Here is an 18,456-nt window from a genome sequence, read left to right as displayed (position 1 = left end):
CGGACAGATGATCAGGCCGCGTTCTGGCTGTGCGATCCGGCCTCGTTGGAAGCCTTGAGAGCCTGAGGCAGATCACTGATGGCGGAATCGAGCAGAGCAGATGCCCCGGCCTGCTCCGTGCTCAGATGCTGACCAAGCAGTTTGCGCGTAGCCTGAATGGCCGCGTCGGCAGCCAGGTCACGCACTTCACGAACAGCAGCGCGTTCGGAAGCCGAAATACGATCGCGGGCCATCTGCTCACGGCGGGCAGCGACAGCTTCGGCCTCACGGCGGGCGGTCTCGGCAATCGATGCGGCTTCTTCGCGTGACCGCTCGATCAGCGCACGGGATTCGGCCAGAGCTGCTCACGCTCACGCGTCGCATCCTCGAGCATTTTCTCTGCTTCACGACGAAGGCGGCTTGCCTCGTCAAGATTGCTCCGCACCTGATCGGCGCGCGCATCGAGAATGGCTGCTATAGCCTTCCAGAGTTTGCCGCCGAAAAGAACGAAAAAGAGAACAAAGGAAATGGCGACATAAAAGCGCTGATCGTGGAACATCGCGTGATCTCCTTAGCCTCTGCTGGCCGCAAGGCCTGCCTGAACGGCGTCCTGCACCTGAGCGCGTGACACTGCAGTCTCGATACCAGCCGGACGAAGCAGCTTGTCGATCAGGCTCTGGGCCGTGTCTGCCGCGACGCCAGGCAAGCTGGCGAGCGCTTCCTTGCGGGCAGACGCGATGCGCTTTTCTGCCTCGACGATATCGGCCAGAAGCCGGTGATTCATTTCGTGGGTCTGAGCTTCGGCGGCCATACGGGCTTCGTGAACAACCCGGTCGATATTGGCTTGCGCCTGAGCGGCCGCGTCGTGACGGGCGCGTCGCAGCTCATCGACAGCGCGATCGGCGTCGTCACGGGCACGACGGGCAATATCGAGATCGCCCTCGATCCGGTTGCGTCGATGGGTCAGAACCCCTTCGATACGCGGTAGGGCCGAGCGGCTCAGAATGACGTAGAAAACCGCAAAGATGACTGCACCCCAGACCACCTGCCCGATGAGCAGAGGGTTGGCGAAGTCTAGCTGCGGCATGCCAGCTGCCCAGGCCCGTCCCGGCACAGCGCCGAGCGCAAGCGCAATGGCCAGCGGGGCAGCGAGATTACGAGACGGAAGGCGCATGACTTTACCCTGCCTCTCTAATCAGACGAACAGGATCAGAAAGGCGATCAGAAGAGCGAACAGCGCAACGGCTTCCGTCAGCGCGAAGCCGAGCATGCCGAGGCCGAACACGTGCGGGCGGCAGCCGGGTTGCGAGCGATCGAGCTCACCAGCGTCGAGAAGATATTGCCGAGGCCGATGCCGACACCGGCAAGAGCGATAACAGCAATACCGGCACCGATTTCGCGAGCAGCAGTAACGTCCATGAGTCAGTTTCCTTGGTTACGACAGAAGAACAGGTAAACGTGAAGAGCGATGTGCACTCAGTGCGCCACAGCCTCACGCAGATAAATGCAGGTGAGGATGGCGAACACATAAGCCTGCAGAACGCCCACCAGCAATTCCAGAGCCGTCAGCGCGACATTGATGACGACGGGCGCCACAGCCAGCACTGAACCGAATGCTCCAAGACCTGCCAGCATCAGAGTGAAACCGGCAAAGACTTCGAGCAGAACGTGACCAGCCATCATGTTGGCGAAAAGTCGGATCGACAGGCTGACAGGTCGCGAAAGAAAGGAGAGGATCTCGATCGGGATCAGAAGCGGCGCGAGAAAAACCGGCGCACCCTCAGGCATGAAATGCGTGAAGAACTTGACGCCCTGATACTTGAACGAAGCCAGGATCGACACCAGAAACACGAGAAGTGCCAGAGAAGCTGTAACAGCGATATGGCTCGTGAAGGTGAAGCAGTAAGGGATCAACCCAGATAGTTACCCGCGAGGATGAAAAAGAAGATTGCGAACACGAAGGGGAAAAACGCTGTCCCTTCCTTGCCGATCGTCTCGGTGGCCATGTTATGGATGAAGTCATAGCCAAGCTCGGCTGCCGCCTGCAGGCGGCCCGGCACCACGGCAGCAGGTCGCATACCGAGATACAGGAACGCCAGAACGGCCACGATGGCTATCAGCATGAAGAGCGGCGACTGGCTGAAGCGCAGAGCCTCGCCAATCTGTCCGAGAACAGGATGAAGCTCGAACTGGCCGAGCGCGTCAATCGTTGATCCGGCGGCCAAGCTGCCTCTCCCGCTTCTCATTCAGACCTTCCGGATGCCCGGAAGACCCATGAACCCATAACAATGGTGCACAAACCGCACCGCGCTGTCAGACGTTGGCGTTTTTAACCGCGCGCCAGACATTCAGCATCCCTGCTGCACCGCCGACGAGCGAGAAAAGGATCAGGAACAAGGGCTTCGTCCCGCACAGGCGGTCAAGCCCATAGCCGAGAACAACGCCAACGACGAGAGCAGCAACCATTTCGGTGCCGATCCTCATCGCAAGGCCGAATGCCGAGTAATCGGCACTGACTTCCTGCTCTGTGGTGCCTCTGTCCGCCTTGCCGCTCTTACCGCGCATACGGGCCTCGGCATCGGCCAGCCTTCTTTCGAAGCTGTCAGCGCCTTTTCCCGCTTGCGAGGAAACGTTCAGGTCGTCCCGTGCGCCCACGATTCCATACCTCGCTTTTCTCCCCGATCTGGGGAGTCCTTGGTGCGCGGTTGCTACCCATCAAGACGTGTCCTGTCAACGCCTCGTAACAGCTGGACAATGATTTCTTGACGTCATACGGGCGCTTCAGACACGCCGCACCTCACCGACCAGTTCGCGCCTCGTGCGATCCAGTGCCTCGGCATAACGGCGCAGCACGTATTTCTCGCTCAGAAGCCCGACCACCCTGCGCGTGGCCTCATCCTCAACCACAATGAGCGCGTCGGCTTCGGCGCGCTCGAAGAAGTATACGGCCTCCTCGCATGCCATACCGGGCAACAGCATGATCCTGTCATGCTGGGCTATTGCTCCCAGAAGCCGCTCGGGTGGGTGATCGGGCGCATGGATCTCGGAGACCAACACGATCCCGCGATAGCGCCTCTCCTCGTCTATCAGCACGACATGGGGCGCCATGCCGAGAGGGCAGCACTGCCGCGCCTCGCCCACAGTCATGTCAGCCGTTCGGCAGGGAAATTCGCGCTGCATCAGGCGCTCGACCGTAAGCGCCCTCAACCAGCTCACATCAATGGCCGAACGAATCGATTCGCCACGCTGATGAAAGCGCCAGGTGGCAAATGAGTAGCCGAACAACCGACGCACGGTGAGCATCGACAACACGCTTGCCAGCAACACACCGCTGGCAAGCGTCAGATCGGCGGTCATCTCGAGAATGAGACAGGTCATGGTCATCGGCACGCCGATAATTGCAACCGCCGTGGCACTCATGCCCAGAACCGCACAGCTCGCAACAGACAGGCCGCCGACTCCCAGTGCTGCGATACCGAACCCGTAGAGCGAGCCTGCCAACACGCCGAGATAGAGCGAAGCAAAGAACAGCCCCCCGCGAAACCCGCTTCCAATGGAAACGGAAGAGGCCACCACTTTCAGAATAAGGAGCAACACCAAAGGAAGAGGTGTCAGCCCCTCTTCAAGCACCTTGATGACAGCAGCATGGCCCGCCGACAGGATGGACGGGGAATAAAGTGCAAGCAGCCCCACCACGATGCCGCCTAGCGCCGGACGCAGCCAGACCGGTAGCGGAATCCGTCGGAACAGAGCCTCCGCCAGCGTCACGCCGCGCATTGTCGCGATGCCGACCAGCCCGCAGAACACGCCAAGCACGAGCACCGGCAAGGTTTCATGCAAAGTCAGCGGGGCATGAGGCAAAAGCGTCAGCGTAGTGCTGACCCCACCCAGAAAATGCGCCGTGCCGACCGCAGCCACGGCAGCCACCGCAACAGGCGCGAGATTGACAAGCGAATACGTGCCGATCACCAGCTCGAAGGCATAGAAGGCACCGGCGATCGGCGCATTGAATGCCGCACCGATCGCGCCCCCTGCGCCGCAGCCGACAAGGATGCGCAGATCCGAGCGACGCACCCTAAACAGGCGCCCGCATCGGCTCCCCAGCGCCGCAGCAATCTGGGTAAACCCGGCCTCCAGTCCGAGAGACGCGCCGCTCCCGTTGGAGAGAAAGGTCTGAAACGCGACGATGGCGCTGTCACGCACGGACATGCGGCCACCACGCAGGGCATTCGCCTCGATAGGGTCGACGGGACGATGGCTGAAACGACGGGCGAGCATCACCCCGAAAGCCCCGAGCACAAGCCCGCCGAGACACGGCATAAGCACGGTGCGCCATGGGCTGAGGCTGGCGAGACCGGAGAGCCGCCCGTCATTATGAAGGGCATAAAGCACGCGATGGGCGTAAAGCGTGCTGCGCGTCATGACCCAGACGCTCAGTCCGGCTAGGATACCAATCCCCGCAGCGAGAACGGTCAACCAGATTTCATTGGATCGAACGAGCGCACGCACATAGTACGGCACATGCACCACATGCCGGAGCCAGTCGAACGTTCTGCGAAACCCTGAGGCCAAGAAAGATCCTCACATGGCTTTGAAGACAGACGGAGAGCGATGCCCTTATTGTCGCCCGGACTTGCCGCAGGCAACAGAAAACCCCAGACTTCGCTCATTCTGCCTCCCTGAAAGGAGCCCTCTATCGTGCTGCTGAACGTCATCGAACGCCTTCCGGCCCAGCCGGGCGGACATCCGCCGGTCGTTTTTCTGCACGGCCTGTTCGGACGAGCGCGCAATATGGGCTTTCTCCAGCGTCAGGTGTCGCGCACGCATCGCACCCTTGCGCTCGATCTGCGCAACCATGGAGACAGCCCTCATGGCCCGATGGATTTCCCCGCCATGGTGGATGACGTGGTGGAGACCCTGCGCGCCAACGAAGCACTCCCCGCCATTCTGGTCGGCCATTCGATGGGCGGTAAGGTCGCCATGATCATGGCGCTTCAATATCCCGAGCTCGTTGCCGGCATCCTGATCGGTGACATGGCCCCTGCCCGCACCGGCTTCGGCCAGGCCGCTCTGGCAGAGGCCATGCTGCATATCCATTTTCCCGATCAACTCGACCGGCAACAGGCCGACCAGCTTCTGGCAAAAGATATCCCCAACCGAAGCGTTCGTGACCTGATGCTGCAGAATGTTCGCCTCGGCAACGAACCGGGCTGGCAGATCGGACTGCAAGACATCACCAATTCGATGACCAATATCGAGAACTGGCCCTATGTTCCGGAAGGTTACGTCTATGAAGGACCGACACTCTTCCTGAGAGGTGAACATTCTCCCTATATCGGCAAGGATCACGAACCAGTCATGCGCAGGCTTTTCCCCAATTACCGGCTTGAGACCATTCCTGACGCAGGCCACTGGCTTCATGCCGATAATCCGAAGCTTTTTTCTGAAAAGATGCTTGGGTTCATCGAGACCATCTGATCGACCAGCCCTTTCTTCAAGGTAACGCCTCATGATCAAACGTGCCGCGCTGATGCTGCTGCTTTCCATCGGTTCCGCGCAGGCCGACCCGCTACCCACTTACACGGGACGGGCTGAAGGCGCTTACCCTGGCGAAAGACTCCATCGCCTTTCGTTCGGTCGCGGGAGTACATAACCAGACAATCAACGTCGCGGAGCTTTATCGAAAGACGCTTATCGATGGCGGGTTTCCCGCCGATGCGATCACCATCACCCGGCTGAATGACACCGCTATATGGTGTTCCGGTGGGCCGGAGAGGAAAGCGCCCTCAAGCCGCTTGTCATTTCCGGTCATATGGATGTGGTGGCTGCCGACGCTTCCGACTGGACACGCGATCCCTTCACCCCGGTCGTGGAGAATGGCTATCTCTACGGGCGAGGCGCCTCGGACATGAAAATGAGCAATGCTCTGGCGATCACAGCGCTGCTGCATCTTCGCCATCAAGGCTACAAGCCTCGGCGCGACATCATTCTCGCGCTCTCCGGCGATGAAGAAACAGCGATGAAAACGGGCCAGATTCTGGCAAACCAGCTTCCCAAAGCCGAAGAGGTGCTGAATCTCGATGTCGGCGGCGGCACGCTGGATGAGGAAACGGGCCAGCCGCTCTTCTATAGCTGGTCCGGTGCGGAGAAAACCTATGCCGATATCGGGCTGATGGTAGCCGATCCGGGTGGTCATTCTTCGGAACCTCGGGCGCGCAACGCCATCTCCGTGTTAGCTCAGGCTGTCGTTAAAATTCAGTCGCATCCCTTCAGGCCGGAACTGAATGCCCTGACGCGCAGCTACTTTCTGAACGCCGCGCGTTTTACCTCGCCCCACCTTGCCTCAGCCATGCGCATATTCGCTGCAAGCCCGGATAATGCGCAGGCCGTTGCGACCTTGCGCGCCGATCCGTCTCTCGTCGGAGCCATCGGCACAACCTGCGTCGTGACCATGATCAAGGGGGGCCATGCTCTCAACGCCCTGCCCCAACATGCCGATGCCAATATCAATTGCCGTATTTTCCCTGGCCATTCACGCGGGGATATCATTCACGATCTGTCGGCCATTATCGACGACCCGTCGGTGCATATCGAAGATCATAGCCAGGGCTCGGTAGAGACTCAGCCTTCGCCGATGAACGGCGCGCTGCCTACAGCCGTGACACGTGCCGCCCATGAGGCGTTTCCAAATGTTCCGGTCTTCCCGAGCATGAGCTCCGGCGCGAGCGACAGCATGTGGTTCAGGGAGAAGGGTGTCCCGGCTTATGGGGCCAGCCCCATCTTCATGAAAGCGTCCGACGATTTCAGCCACGGTCTGAATGAGCGCGTACCGCTCTCGGCCATCACGCCCGGCATGCATTTCCTGCTTTCTCTCATCCCTGCCCTTTCGCAGAACTGAGCCAGAAGCGAGGATAGGCTTTTCAATCGCCGGTCAGGACGTTCTTGATCGTTTTTCCCTCTTCGGAAAGGCGCCAGAGATACCAGGCGAGCGCGGAGCGATAGGGGCTGAAACGCTCGCCCTCCTTCCTCAGGGCCGCAGGCTTTGGAGGGAGCGCGAGCCCGTAGAGTTTCTGCCACCCTGCCCGCACGGCGAAATCGTCTACAGGCAGAACATCACCTCGATTTAATGTAAAGATCAGCAACATCTCCACAGTCCAGCGACCAATGCCACGCAGCGTGACAAGGCGTGCAATCAATGCGTCGTCGGTCAGGAGCGCAGCTTCCTGAAGATCCGGCACGACCCCCGTCAGACGCGCCTCTGCCAGACCGCGCAGCGCCAGAAGCTTGGAGGCCGACAAGCCGCAGGCGCGCAACGTCTCGTCTGTCTGCGCCAAAAGCGCCTCTGGCTCCGGCATGGCGCCCCCCGTCAACGCGCAGACACGCCCCAGAATCGCCTCCGCCGCACGGCCATGCAGCTGTTGCCCGATGATCGCACGAAGCAACGCCTGATACGGGGTCTTGCCATCAGAACCCCTGAGACGACACGGACCAATGCGCCTGATAGCAGCATCCAGAGCAGGGTCCTGCCCGAGACAGGCATAAAGTGCGGGGTCTTCGGACACGAAATTCTCCTCTTCCATTACAGCGCAGCCCTCTCGCCCGCTTGGCAAGAGGCGGGGTCCGATGTCATGATAGCGGCAAGTGCCAGATCGTGTCGTCATGCAGAGTTCGTTGCCTGCCCGATCACGTGGTGGCGTGTGTTCTGATTCTCTACAGGTGTTCTTCTGACACGCACCCAGCCCGTCGATCCGGCTCCACCTTCTTCAGGTGCGCCCCCTGCCCCGCGTCCGGGTAAGAAACGGACGCGAAACGAGCCGCTGCTTTTCGCACCATCGGCACAGCAGACGCGCGCCGTGCCCCCTATGGCGGGCACGCGCGCCAAACTCAGCCATTACGAACCAAAAACAGACGCCGAACCCGCCGTCAAACCGGCTGGCGCCTCCCTGATACGCCCCCAGATTCTCGAAGATTCTGGTGTCACGACGGTGTTGATCGCCTCGGCAATCGCCCATGCGCTGCTGATTGCGATGCTGATCTATGAAAGCGCCCATCATGCGCATGGGCTGCCCAATGGCATGGAACAGCCACAGGTCGAGATGATGTTTGCGCCGCCAAGCCAGAGCGGCATGGCGGGCCCGCATGAAGACAAGCCGGGCGGCGAGGAGAAGCCCTCGACCAGTCATGATTCGCCTTCGGCCAGCAGCCAGGAAACCCAGCAGGAGCAGCAGCCCGACGAGCAGGAATCGACGCCGACTCCTGCAACGCCGACGCCAACCCCACCAGCCGCGCCCCCCGTGCCCGAAGGCCCGTCAACCGAGATCCCCAAGACGCAGACTGACCGCCCTGTCAGCCCCGGCATTGCAAAATCGGGCAGGCAAAGCCAGACGCGCGCCCATAGTCACCGTTCAAGCCGACGCCCGACGCCCAAGCAGTCGGATAATCCGTTCGCCAACATGACGACGCTCGATTTCGGCGAAGCGCCCTCCACCCCTCGTCGCCAGCGCGGACGTCGTGGTGGCTCCGGGGCACCAATCGACATGTCACTCGGGCCGCTCTCGACCAACGGCCAGATCAATGCGCCCTTCATGACGCGCAATTCGATCAGGGGTGTGAGCGACGATTACGGCAGCGAGATCGATCGCTGGATCCGGGCGCATCTTTATTATCCCGAGGACGCCATCAAGAACGGCGAAGATGGCCCCTCATCGGTGCACGTCGTGCTCGACCGCACAGGGCGCGTCAAATCGGTGCGCCTGACGGGTCAATCGGGTTCTTATTCGCTCGATGCTGCAACCACTGGCATGTTCCAGGGTGCGCGTCTGCCCCCCGTGCCGCCCGACATGAAAGGCGACCATTTCGATATTGATCTGACGATCAATTACATCCTGATCAGACGGTAAGCCTGAAATGAGCCTCGATTCCGTTCGCGACGAACTCGCCCGCCTGGCCCCCGAACTGGCCATCATCGATGACGGGCTGAGCACGGCCACGGTTCTGGAGGCAGCCGAAGTGCATAAGGTCGCGCCCGACCAGATCGCCAAGACACTCTGCGTCGATGTCGGTGGCCGTATCGTGCTGGTGGTGATGGCAGGCACGGCGCGCCTCGATAACAGGCGCGCCCGCGACGCCCTGGGCGGCAAGCCCCGCTTTCTCGGGCCCGAAGCCGTACTGGAAGTGACCAGCCACCCTGTAGGCGGCGTCTGCCCTTTTGGGCTGCCTGCCCCCCTGCCCGTCTATTGCGATGAATCCCTGCTACAATTCGAAGAGATCATTCCCGCAGCGGGCTCGATTACGGCCTCAGTGCGCATGACGCCGCAAAAGCTGGCCGAATTGACCAAGGGCGTTTGGGTGCATGTGCGGCAGGGCGTGGAGTAAGGCTTCTCTTTTTAAAAAAAGAACCAAAAAACTTTCGTTTTTTAGCCACCCGCGAAACACTTCGCACAGTAATATTTAGAATAATAAAAGTCTTTTTGCTTCTTTTTCTTCAGAAAAAGAAGATCCCCCGCCTCACATGAAGGCGGGGGCAAGCCCTTTTACTCCGCTGCTTCAGCGTAAGCAGAGATATCGGGGCAGGAACAGACGAGATTACGGTCACCCCAGGCATTATCGATACGGTTGACCGGTGCGAAATATTTCACGCGGTCGAGACCGTTCGGGAAGCAACCCTGCATGCGGTCATAAGCGCGATCCCACTCACCGACGAGATCGGCGGTGCTGTGAGGCGCATGACGCAGCGGGCTGGCTTCCATGGCAATGCTACCAGCTTCGATGGCCGCAATTTCCTGACGAATGGCGATCATCGCATCGCAGAAACGGTCCAGCTCTGCCTTGCCTTCGGATTCCGTCGGCTCGATCATGAAGGTGCCAGCCACCGGGAAGCTGACCGTCGGAGCATGGAAGCCATGATCGATCAAGCGCTTGGCGATGTCGTCGACCGTCACGCCGACAGCATCCTTGAGGGGACGCAGATCGATGATGCACTCATGCGCGGTGCGGCCATTGCTGCCACGATAAAGCACCGGATAATGCGCTTCGAGGCGGGCAGCGATGTAGTTGGCGTTGAGGATCGCCATCTCGGTGGCTTCACGCAACCCGTCATCGCCCATCATCAGCACATAGGCGACGGAGATCGGCAGAATAGAAGCCGAACCGAAAGGCGCGGCTGACACGGCGCGTGCGTCTCCCTTTTCGGGACGACCCGGCAGATGCGGCGCCAGATGCGCCTTGACACCAATCGGGCCCATGCCGGGACCGCCGCCGCCATGCGGAATGCAGAAGGTCTTGTGCAGGTTGAAATGCGAGACATCGGCGCCATACAGCCCCGGGCGAGCAAGCCCGACCTGGGCGTTCATGTTCGCCCCGTCGAGATAGACCTGACCGCCCGCCCCGTGAACGAGATCGCAGATCTCCATCACCGCTTCCTCGAACACGCCATGCGTGGAGGGATAGGTCAGCATGAGGGCCGCGATACGGCCCTCATGCTGCGCGATCTTCTTGCGCAGATCGTCGAGATCGACATTGCCCGCAGCGTCGCAGGCCGTCACGACCACGCGCATGCCGACCATCTGGCCGAGGCCGGATTGGTTCCATGGGCCGAGGCCGGGATCAGGCAGACATCGCGTTCGCTCTGGCCATTGGCTGATGATAGGCGCGAATGGCGAGCAGACCGGCATATTCGCCCTGCGCGCCAGAATTGGGCTGAAGCGAGACAGCATCATAGCCGCTGACGGCGCAAAGCGCGTGTTCGAGAATGCCAAAAAGCTCGTGATAGCCTTCCGTCTGATCGGCTGGCGCAAAAGGATGCAGCGCGCCGAATTCCGGCCAGGTGATGGGGATCATCTCGGCGGTCGCGTTCAGCTTCATGGTGCAGGAGCCGAGCGGAATCATGGTGCGATCCAGCGCCAAATCCATATCCGACAGGCGACGCATATAGCGCAGCAGATCGGTCTCGGAACGATGGGCATGGAACACGGCTGCCGTCAGGAAAGCCCCGCTGCGCTGCAAGGAGGCCGGAAGGGTGCTCGCGCCGTCGAGCTTTGCTTCCAGCGCGGCCAGACGCGCATCATCCGGGCAGACGCAGCGCCACAGCGCCTTAATATGCTCGGGCTGCGTGGTTTCGTCACAGGATATGCCCAGTCGGCCATTGCCTGCATCGCGCAGATTGATCCCGGCCTTGCGGGCGCGTTCGAGCACGAGCGCAGCGGATTCACCGGCTTCGATGGTAATCGTGTCGAAGAAAACGCTCGTCTCGACCTTCACCGCCAGCTCGCGCAGGCCTGCGGCCAGAATGGAGGCGAGACGGTTCACGCGATGCGCGATGGCGCGCAGCCCTTCAGGACCGTGATAGACCGCATACATTGAGGCGATGACCGCCAGCAGCACCTGTGCCGTGCAGATATTAGACGTCGCTTTTTCGCGACGGATATGCTGCTCGCGGGTCTGAAGCGCCAGACGATAGGCCGGAGCGCCACGGCTGTCGCGCGACACGCCGACAAGACGGCCCGGCATGGTGCGCTTATAGGCATCGCGAACGGCCATGAACCCGGCATGGGGCCCACCGAAGCCCATCGGCACGCCGAAACGCTGCATCGAACCGATGGCGATATCGGCGCCGAGCTTGCCCGGTGCTTCAAGCATGACAAGCGCCAGCGGGTCGCAGGTCATGGCCGCGACGGCACCCTTCGCATGCAGCGCGTCGATCACGCTGCGGAAGTCACGTACTTCGCCCGAACTGCCGGGATAGGAAAGCAGCGCGCCGAACACGTCTTCTTCTTCCAGATCGGTTTCTGGGTTGCCCACCACGATGGTCCAGCCCAGCGGTTCGGCGCGGGTGCGCAGCACGGCAAGCGTCTGCGGGTGCGTGTCAGCATCGACAAAGAAAACCGTGCTCTTGGTCTTGGCATTGCGCTGGGCAAGCGCCATCGCCTCGGCGCAGGCCGTGGCTTCGTCGAGCAATGAAGCATTGGCAATATCAAGCCCTGTCAGATCGCAGACCAGTGTCTGGAAGTTCAGCAGCGCCTCAAGACGGCCCTGACTGATCTCGGGCTGATACGGCGTATAGGCCGTGTACCAGGCTGGGTTTTCGAGGATGTTGCGCTGGATCACCGGCGGCAGAACCGTGCCGTGATAGCCCTGCCCGATCATGGACTGCATGACGACATTGCGGCTGGCGATCTGCTTCAGACGGGCCAGAGCCTCGCTCTCGGTCAGGGCCGGACCGACGCCAGACGCCTTGCGGTCGAGAATGGCGGCAGGCACCGTCTGTTCGATCAGCGCGTCGATGCTGGAAACGCCGAGCGTTTCGAGCATGGCGACGACTTCACCGGGGCGCGGCCCGTTATGGCGGGAAACGAATTGATCGGCAGCCTGGTTTGGCCAAAGGGGGGCGTTACGGGTCACGTCTCGGCAAATCCTCGTCGGGAACGGGGGCGGTCACGGATAAAAAAACGAAGGCGGCACAATGCGCCGCCTTTGTCGGTCAGGTCAGAGAGAGGCCTTATAGGCGTCGGCATCGAGCAGGGCCTCGAGCTGGGCGGAATCGGTCACACGCAGCTTGAAGATCCAACCTTCGCCTTCCGGGTCAGCACCGACCAGCGTCGGCTCGTCGCTCAGGCGGGTGTTGAACCCGGCCAGAACACCGCTCACCGGCGCATAGATGTCCGAAGCCGCCTTGACGGACTCGACTACGGCAGCGGCATCGCCCTGAGCGACTTCGGTGCCTTCGTCCTTGGCCTCGACAAAAACCAGCTCGCCCAGCTCTTCGGCAGCGTGGCCGGTGATGCCGACAGTCGCGATCTTGCCTTCGAGACGGATCCATTCATGGGACGGGGTGTAATAGGTGGTGCTCATGACGAATTCTTTCTCTGTGAGATGGTTTTCAGCGTTTGAAACCGGGAGGAACGAAAGGCAGGGCGCGCACCTGAACGGGCACGAACTTGCCGCGCAGCGCGCCATAAAGAACCGTGCCAATCGCAGAATGGGCGGTGGTCACATAGCCCATGGCAACAGGGGCGTTCACGCTCGGGCCAAAAGCGCCAGACGTGACCACGCCGACCTTCTGGGTGCCCTCGGCATCGGCAAAAAGCTCGGTACCACCGCGCACGGGCGCGCGGCCTTCAGCCGCCAGACCGACGCGCAGGCGCGAGACGCCATCGCGAGCCTGCGCCATGATGATCTCCGCACCCGGATAACCGCCCGCACGGGCACCGCCCTCGCGACGGCTCTTCTGCATAGCCCAGGTGAGCGCGGCCTCGACCGGCGTCGTGGTATCGTCGAGATCATTGCCATAGAGGCAGAGACCCGACTCGAGGCGCAGGCTGTCACGCGCGCCGAGCCCGACAGGCAATACGCGCTCATCGGCCAGAAGGGCGCGGGCAATCTGCTCGGCATGCTCGGAAGGGATACCGATCTCGAAACCGTCTTCGCCGGTATAGCCCGAGCGCGTAAGCGTGCAGCGTACGCCATCCACATCAGCTTCGATCGCATCCATGAAACGCATCGACGCGGCTTCGGGACAGAGATCGGCCAGAACATGCACAGCCTCCGGGCCTTGCAGGGCGAGAAGCGCGCGGTCGGCCAGAGTCTCGATCACGATGCGGTCACCGAGCGCTTCCTGCATAAGGGCCGTATCGGCTGCCTTGCAGGAGGCATTGACGACCACGAACAGCCAGTCGCCCATATTGGCGACCATCAGATCGTCGCGAATGCCGCCTTTTTCATTTGTCAGGAAGCCGTAACGCTGACGGTTGGTGCCGAGCCCGGCCAGATCGACAGGGATGAGGGATTCCAGCGCCAGAGCGGCGTCTTCGAGCGTGGCTGTGCGCGATGTGACGCGCAGCTGACCCATATGGGACACGTCGAACAGCCCGGCCTTGCCGCGCGTATGCAGATGCTCGGCCATCAGCCCGGCAGGATATTGCAGGGGCATGGAATAGCCCGCGAACGGCACCATACGGGCGCCCAGTTCGAGATGAAGGGCATTCAGCGGCGTGAAAAGAAGCGCGTCGGACATAGGGCAGAATCCCCCGGAAGCAGGAAACGAGAAAAATCGTCGCCCCTTCTGTCGCCTTTGCCTGAGATCGCTATCCCGTCGGCGGACACCCCACAGGGGTGCCTCTCTCCAGAAGTTCCAGCCGATCGCGGTCCTTTTGCCTGAGAGTTTCCGGGGCGGTTGCTCCTTCGGCGCCGGAAAAAGTGTCCGGTCTCTCCCGTGAATCGGTGTTTACTCTTCGCAGGAATAGGGCTGAAAAGTCAATTCTGTAAACGAAAGGGATTTCAAGTCATGTCACAGCATTTCACGGTCATCGCAGAGTTTGCTGCTCCCGCCGAGAGCTTCGACGCTTCCTGGAAATCTGCCGTTACGACAGCGATCGCTCGCTGGCCGATGAAGAAGCTGTCTGGCCTTCGACGTGCTGACCCAACAGGATGCTTCGGATATCATCGTCCTGCATGAAGTCTATACGGGTCGCCCGGCCTTCGACGCCCATCTCAAGACGCCCCATTTCGAAAAATTTGCTGCTGCCCTGCGCGACCTCAAGATCGAAGAGCGCAATGTACGCTTCTTCACGCGCCAGCATCCCTGAGAGACGAAGAGTCTGACTGTCTGAACAGGCAGACATGATCAACTCAGGAAAAAGGGGCTGCAAGGCCCCTTTTTTCGTTTCTGCCCCAGGCTGAGCCACTCTGATCAAGCCTTGCTCTGCCTCGTATGAAACAGACTTTAAGACCCGCAGGCCGGGGGAGGGTTTCAGCATCCCGAACGCTGGCCTAGTCTGTCTTTTTGGGTTTCTGCGTGACTGAGACAGCATGACACCGTTTTCCAACTTCCTGCCAGCCATGGCAGCGCTGTCCCCCTCGCGTGAGGCCATTCTCCGGTCTTCCCGCCTGCCCGAAGCCGAGGCGCTTGCCGCCTCGCTGGTCAGCGCGACGCTCGGTGAGCCGTTTCTGGAGCAGATCGACCAGCAGGCCCGTTTTCTGGCCACCCGTCTGCGCGAAACCGCCGGGACGAAGGGGGTCGAAACCATGGTGCAGGCTTTTCCGCTGACCTCGCCGGAGGGGAAGGCCCTGCTCACCCTGGCGGGCAGCCTGCTGCGCATTCCCGATTCCGCGACACGCGATGCGCTGATTCGCGACCAGATCGGTCAGGGCGCCTGGCTGCAACAGGGCGGGCACGATCACCCGTTTTTCCTCAATGCCGCGAGCTGGGCCATGTCCACCTCGTCACGCTTTCATGCCCTGACAGGGGGGGTACGCAGCCTTGCCATGAAAAGCGGCGCGCCCTTCATTCGCCGTGGGGTCGAGCGTGCCATCACCATGATGGGTAGCCAGTTCGTGCTGGCCGATACGCTCGCCCAGGGGCTGAGGCGCTGCCGTAAAGCCGAGCAGGATGGATTTTCTCTGGCCTATGCGCCCTTGCGTGAAACGGCGCGCACGGCAGAAGAGGCCGATCAGGCACGTCAGGAAGCGCTGACCATGGTCGAAACGCTGGCCCGGCACGGGCGCGGACAGACCCTGCATGAACGTCCGTCGCTTTCGCTCAGACTCTCCTCGCTGCATCCGCGTTTCGAACGTGCCCAGACCGCGCAGGTCATGGACGGGTTGCTGCCTTTTCTTGCCACGCTCGCATCCCGGGCAAAAATCGCCAATATTCTCCTGATTTTTGACGCAGAAACCAGCGAGACGCTCGATCTCAGCCTCGATCTGTTCGACGCACTCTGTCGCCTGCCCGATCTGGAGAGCTGGAACGGGCTCGGCTTCACAGTGCAGGCCTATGACAAGCGTGCGTTGCCGATCATCGAGCATCTCATCACACTCGGCACCGAAACCGGGCGACGCGTGGCGTTGAGACTGGTGAAAGGGGCCTATTGGGACCACGAGATCAGGCAAAATCAGGCGCAGATGGCGCGCGACTATCCGGTTTTCACTCGCAAATGTCATAGCGATGTCAGCTATATCGCCTGCGCCAGACGGGCACTCGAGGCGCCTGAGGCACTTTATCCGCAATTCGCCACCCATAATGCGCGCAGCATTGCCACCATTCAGGTCATAGCTGGGCCCTGGACACCGGGTCTGTACGAATTCGGGTGTCGACATGGCATGGGCGAGACGCTTCTCGCGCCGCTGGTGCAACCCCGTCAGGCGGGCATTGCCTGTCGAATCCTGACCCCTATCGGCCCCGATAGCCGTCTGGCATCATTTCTCGTGCGCCGGTTGATCGAGGCGGGGGCTGCCTCCTCTTTTCTCAATCAGGCCCATGACAGGCTCGTCACGCTCGACGCCCTGATTGCCGATCCGGTCGCTCAGGCGCGCATCGTTCTGCCGCGCGGCATGCCGAACGTCGATATCCCCCTGCCCTGCGACCTGACCCTGCCGGATCGACAAGGCGCCATCGCGCCCGATTTCGCAGACGATCTTACCCTGACCCAACTCGCCGTGACTTTGCCCCAGGCAACACGCCCCTGTCAGGCCGTGCCCATGGGCCCGACCATGCCAAGGGCCGAGGGGCGGCCCCATGCGATCATCAATCCGGCAGCTCATTCCGATCGCGTCGGTGTCGCGCTTTATGCACGGCCACGCGATATCGACGCGGCGCTGAACGCCGCCGAGACAGATCAGATCTGGCGCCGCACCGAGCCGGAAGAGCGTGCTGCCTGTCTCGACCGCATGGCCGAGGCGCTGGAGCAGGATCAGACGATTCTTCTGAGCCTTCTCGTTCGCGAAGCGGGCAAAACAATTGCCAATGCCGCTGACGAACTGCGCGAGGCGGTGGATTATCTGCGCTATTACGCCGCCCAGCTTCGCAGCCTTTCAAGTCAAACCCTTGTCGGTGCCCCTCTCGGCACGATCCTGTGCATCAGCCCGTGGAATTTCCCTCTCGCGAGTTTCACCGGGCAGATTGCCGCCGCTCTGGCCGCAGGCAATGTGGTAATTGCCAAACCGGCGGAGGAAACACCGCTGATCGCCGCGCATGTTGTCGCCCTGTTTCTGCAAACGGGTTTGCCGGCGCGTGCGCTTCAGCTACTGCCGGGCGAAGGCAATGTCGGCGCGTCTCTCGTTGCCGATTCCCGCATAGACGGTGTGCTCTTCACCGGTTCGACGCTGTGGCCAAGACGATCAGCCGCGAATTGCTCGGACGCACGGGACGCACCGGCCAGCCTGTGCCGCTTCTGGCCGATACGAGCGGGCAGAATGCCATGCTGGTCGACAGCACCGTGTCGCCCCAGCAGGTCATTCCCGATATCCTGGTCTCGGCTTTCGACAGCGCAGGTCAACGCAGCGCCTCGCTTCGCGTGCTTCTGGTGCAGGAAGAAGGCGCCGATGCGCTGATAGAGGCGCTTCGGGCAGCCATTGGCGCACGCTATATCGGCGCGCCAGACCAGTTCCGCTGCGATATGGGGCCGGTTATCTCGGCGGGCGCCCGCACCCGCATCGAAGCGCATATCGACCGCATGAGACGCGCAGGCTATCGAATCTGGCAGCCCGATCTGCAGGCTGAAACGCTGAACGGTCATTTCGTGGCGCCCACGCTGATCGAAATCGGGCGCGTGGCCGATATCGGCCCCGAGGTGTTCGGCCCTGTGCTGCATATCAGACGCTATGCCCGCCACGAACTCGACGGGGTAATCGATGCGCTGAATGCCACCGGCTACGCGCTGACTTTTGGTGTGCAGAGCCGTCTGGGCGAGACGCTCGACCGCGCCACTGCGCGCAGCCGGGCGGGGAATATCTACGTCAATCGCTCGATTATCGGGGCGAGCGTGGGCATGCAGCCTTTCGGGGGGCGCGGCCTTTCGGGCTCGGGGCCAAAGCTGGGCGGTCCGCTTTTCATGCCCAGGCTGATGCATGGTGCGCCCTGCCCGCTCGTCCCTGAAACCGAGGTTCCCGTGCCGTCGGCAGCGCGGGCGTTTCTGGCTTTTCTCGAACCACGTGACCCGCCCTCGGCCCGCAAGGTGCGCGCCGTTATCGCTCATGGGCTTTGCGGCCTCAGCCTCGATCTGCCCGCGCCTTCGGGCGAGACAAACCGCTACAGCCTCCGCCCTAAAGGCGTGGTGCTTTGCGCCTGCGAAAGCTGGCCCGCTTTGCTTCATGCAGTCGGTCTGGCGCTGGGCACCGGCAATGCGGTTCTGGTTCTGGCGCCGGACCCAGCGGTGGAATGGCTGCGTCAGGTCTCGCGTCAGCTCGCCAATCTGATCACCCGCGTCAATCCCGGTGCCCTGCCCGAATGCGACGTCATGCTGATCCAGCGCGGTGCGGAGAGCGCGGAACAGGCGGCGCTCACCATCACGGCCCGTGAGGGCATGGTCGTGCCGGTCTATGACCTCGATACGGTTCGCCCCGAATGGCTGCTGAGCGAGACGGTTGTTACCATCAACCACGCGGCGATTGGTGCCGATATCGACCTTGTAACCCGGCTGTGAGCCCTCTCGCGGTCAGAAAAGCCGACGCGCTCTCGCGATAAAACCCTGAATATGGGTTGTC

The 18,456-nt window shown here is 61.5% G+C and carries 13 protein-coding genes, 4 pseudogenes and 1 riboswitch; of the genes and pseudogenes, 7 read left to right on the top strand and 10 right to left on the bottom strand.

The features are described from left to right. Positions 1-11: 11 nt before the first annotated feature. The 6 genes and pseudogenes from JCM25414_RS20315 to JCM25414_RS13125 form a co-directional block, all read right to left on the bottom strand. A pseudogene (locus tag JCM25414_RS20315) lies at positions 12-538 on the bottom strand (F0F1 ATP synthase subunit B family protein). A gap of 12 nt (positions 539-550) precedes the next feature. Next, entirely contained in the window at positions 551-1,153 is a 603-nt protein-coding gene (locus tag JCM25414_RS13145) for a F0F1 ATP synthase subunit B family protein (protein WP_025841940.1), read from the bottom strand. 21 nt (positions 1,154-1,174) lie between these two features. Beyond that, positions 1,175-1,398 (bottom strand): annotated as a pseudogene (locus tag JCM25414_RS20310) (ATP synthase subunit C family protein). A 57-nt stretch (positions 1,399-1,455) separates the two neighbouring features. Continuing rightward, positions 1,456-2,204 (bottom strand): annotated as a pseudogene (locus JCM25414_RS20305) (F0F1 ATP synthase subunit A). 88 nt (positions 2,205-2,292) lie between these two features. Further along, positions 2,293-2,634, bottom strand: coding sequence for an AtpZ/AtpI family protein (locus tag JCM25414_RS13130; RefSeq protein ID WP_025841939.1), 342 nt, complete (start codon positions 2,632-2,634; stop codon positions 2,293-2,295). Between the two features lie 126 nt (positions 2,635-2,760). Beyond that, complete coding sequence (locus JCM25414_RS13125) at positions 2,761-4,509, bottom strand: chloride channel protein (RefSeq protein ID WP_051535885.1); 1,749 nt, start codon at positions 4,507-4,509, stop codon at positions 2,761-2,763. A gap of 168 nt (positions 4,510-4,677) precedes the next feature. Here JCM25414_RS13125 and JCM25414_RS13120 point away from each other — a divergent pair, with 168 nt between their 5' ends. Both JCM25414_RS13120 and JCM25414_RS20300 read left to right on the top strand, forming a co-directional pair. Next, entirely contained in the window at positions 4,678-5,457 is a 780-nt protein-coding gene (locus tag JCM25414_RS13120; protein ID WP_025841937.1) for an alpha/beta fold hydrolase, read from the top strand. Between the two features lie 274 nt (positions 5,458-5,731). Next, entirely contained in the window at positions 5,732-6,877 is a 1,146-nt protein-coding gene (locus JCM25414_RS20300) for a M20/M25/M40 family metallo-hydrolase (protein ID WP_242403579.1), read from the top strand. 22 nt (positions 6,878-6,899) lie between these two features. Here the strand turns inward: JCM25414_RS20300 and JCM25414_RS13110 are convergent, their stop codons facing one another. Beyond that, a complete protein-coding gene (locus JCM25414_RS13110; protein WP_025841936.1) occupies positions 6,900-7,541 on the bottom strand; it encodes a DNA-3-methyladenine glycosylase family protein in 642 nt (213 codons plus the stop codon). Positions 7,542-7,832: 291 nt separating this feature from the next. Here JCM25414_RS13110 and JCM25414_RS13105 point away from each other — a divergent pair, with 291 nt between their 5' ends. Continuing rightward, positions 7,833-8,879 carry an energy transducer TonB gene (locus JCM25414_RS13105; RefSeq protein ID WP_408734893.1) on the top strand — a complete coding sequence of 349 codons (1,047 nt, stop codon included), beginning with the start codon at positions 7,833-7,835 and terminating at the stop codon, positions 8,877-8,879. Between the two features lie 7 nt (positions 8,880-8,886). Next, positions 8,887-9,354, top strand: coding sequence for a YbaK/EbsC family protein (locus JCM25414_RS13100; RefSeq protein WP_025841934.1), 468 nt, complete (start codon positions 8,887-8,889; stop codon positions 9,352-9,354). A gap of 158 nt (positions 9,355-9,512) precedes the next feature. On the opposite strand, the pseudogene gcvP reads toward JCM25414_RS13100, so the two are convergent. From gcvP to gcvT, 3 genes and pseudogenes are all read right to left on the bottom strand, one after another. Then, positions 9,513-12,378 (bottom strand): annotated as a pseudogene (gene gcvP, locus JCM25414_RS20295) (aminomethyl-transferring glycine dehydrogenase). Between the two features lie 84 nt (positions 12,379-12,462). Next, positions 12,463-12,828: a glycine cleavage system protein GcvH gene (gene gcvH / locus JCM25414_RS13090; protein WP_025841933.1), complete on the bottom strand. Its 366-nt coding sequence runs from the start codon at positions 12,826-12,828 to the stop codon at positions 12,463-12,465. Positions 12,829-12,856: 28 nt separating this feature from the next. After that, the gene (gene gcvT, locus JCM25414_RS13085; RefSeq protein WP_025841932.1) at positions 12,857-13,990 is read right to left on the bottom strand and encodes a glycine cleavage system aminomethyltransferase GcvT; all 1,134 of its coding nucleotides are present in this window, start codon (positions 13,988-13,990) and stop codon (positions 12,857-12,859) included. Between the two features lie 118 nt (positions 13,991-14,108). After that, a riboswitch (glycine riboswitch) is annotated at positions 14,109-14,199 on the bottom strand. Positions 14,200-14,387: 188 nt separating this feature from the next. Between gcvT and JCM25414_RS25310 the strand changes: the two genes are divergently transcribed. The 3 genes from JCM25414_RS25310 (at position 14,388) to JCM25414_RS26135 (ending at position 18,395) form a co-directional block, all read left to right on the top strand. Next, positions 14,388-14,561: a putative quinol monooxygenase gene (locus JCM25414_RS25310; RefSeq protein WP_242403578.1), complete on the top strand. Its 174-nt coding sequence runs from the start codon at positions 14,388-14,390 to the stop codon at positions 14,559-14,561. 223 nt (positions 14,562-14,784) lie between these two features. Next, on the top strand, positions 14,785-17,304 hold the full coding sequence (locus JCM25414_RS26140; RefSeq protein ID WP_081775937.1) for a proline dehydrogenase family protein: 2,520 nt from the start codon (positions 14,785-14,787) through the stop codon (positions 17,302-17,304). Then, complete coding sequence (locus JCM25414_RS26135; RefSeq protein WP_277911332.1) at positions 17,190-18,395, top strand: aldehyde dehydrogenase family protein; 1,206 nt, start codon at positions 17,190-17,192, stop codon at positions 18,393-18,395. The genes JCM25414_RS26140 and JCM25414_RS26135 overlap by 115 nt, the downstream gene beginning before the upstream one ends. The last annotated feature ends 61 nt before the right edge of the window (positions 18,396-18,456 follow it).

It is taken from the genome of Asaia platycodi JCM 25414, assembly GCF_000614545.1.
In the GTDB taxonomy this organism is placed as follows: domain Bacteria; phylum Pseudomonadota; class Alphaproteobacteria; order Acetobacterales; family Acetobacteraceae; genus Asaia; species Asaia platycodi.
This window is presented reverse-complemented; position numbering and strand designations above follow the sequence as displayed.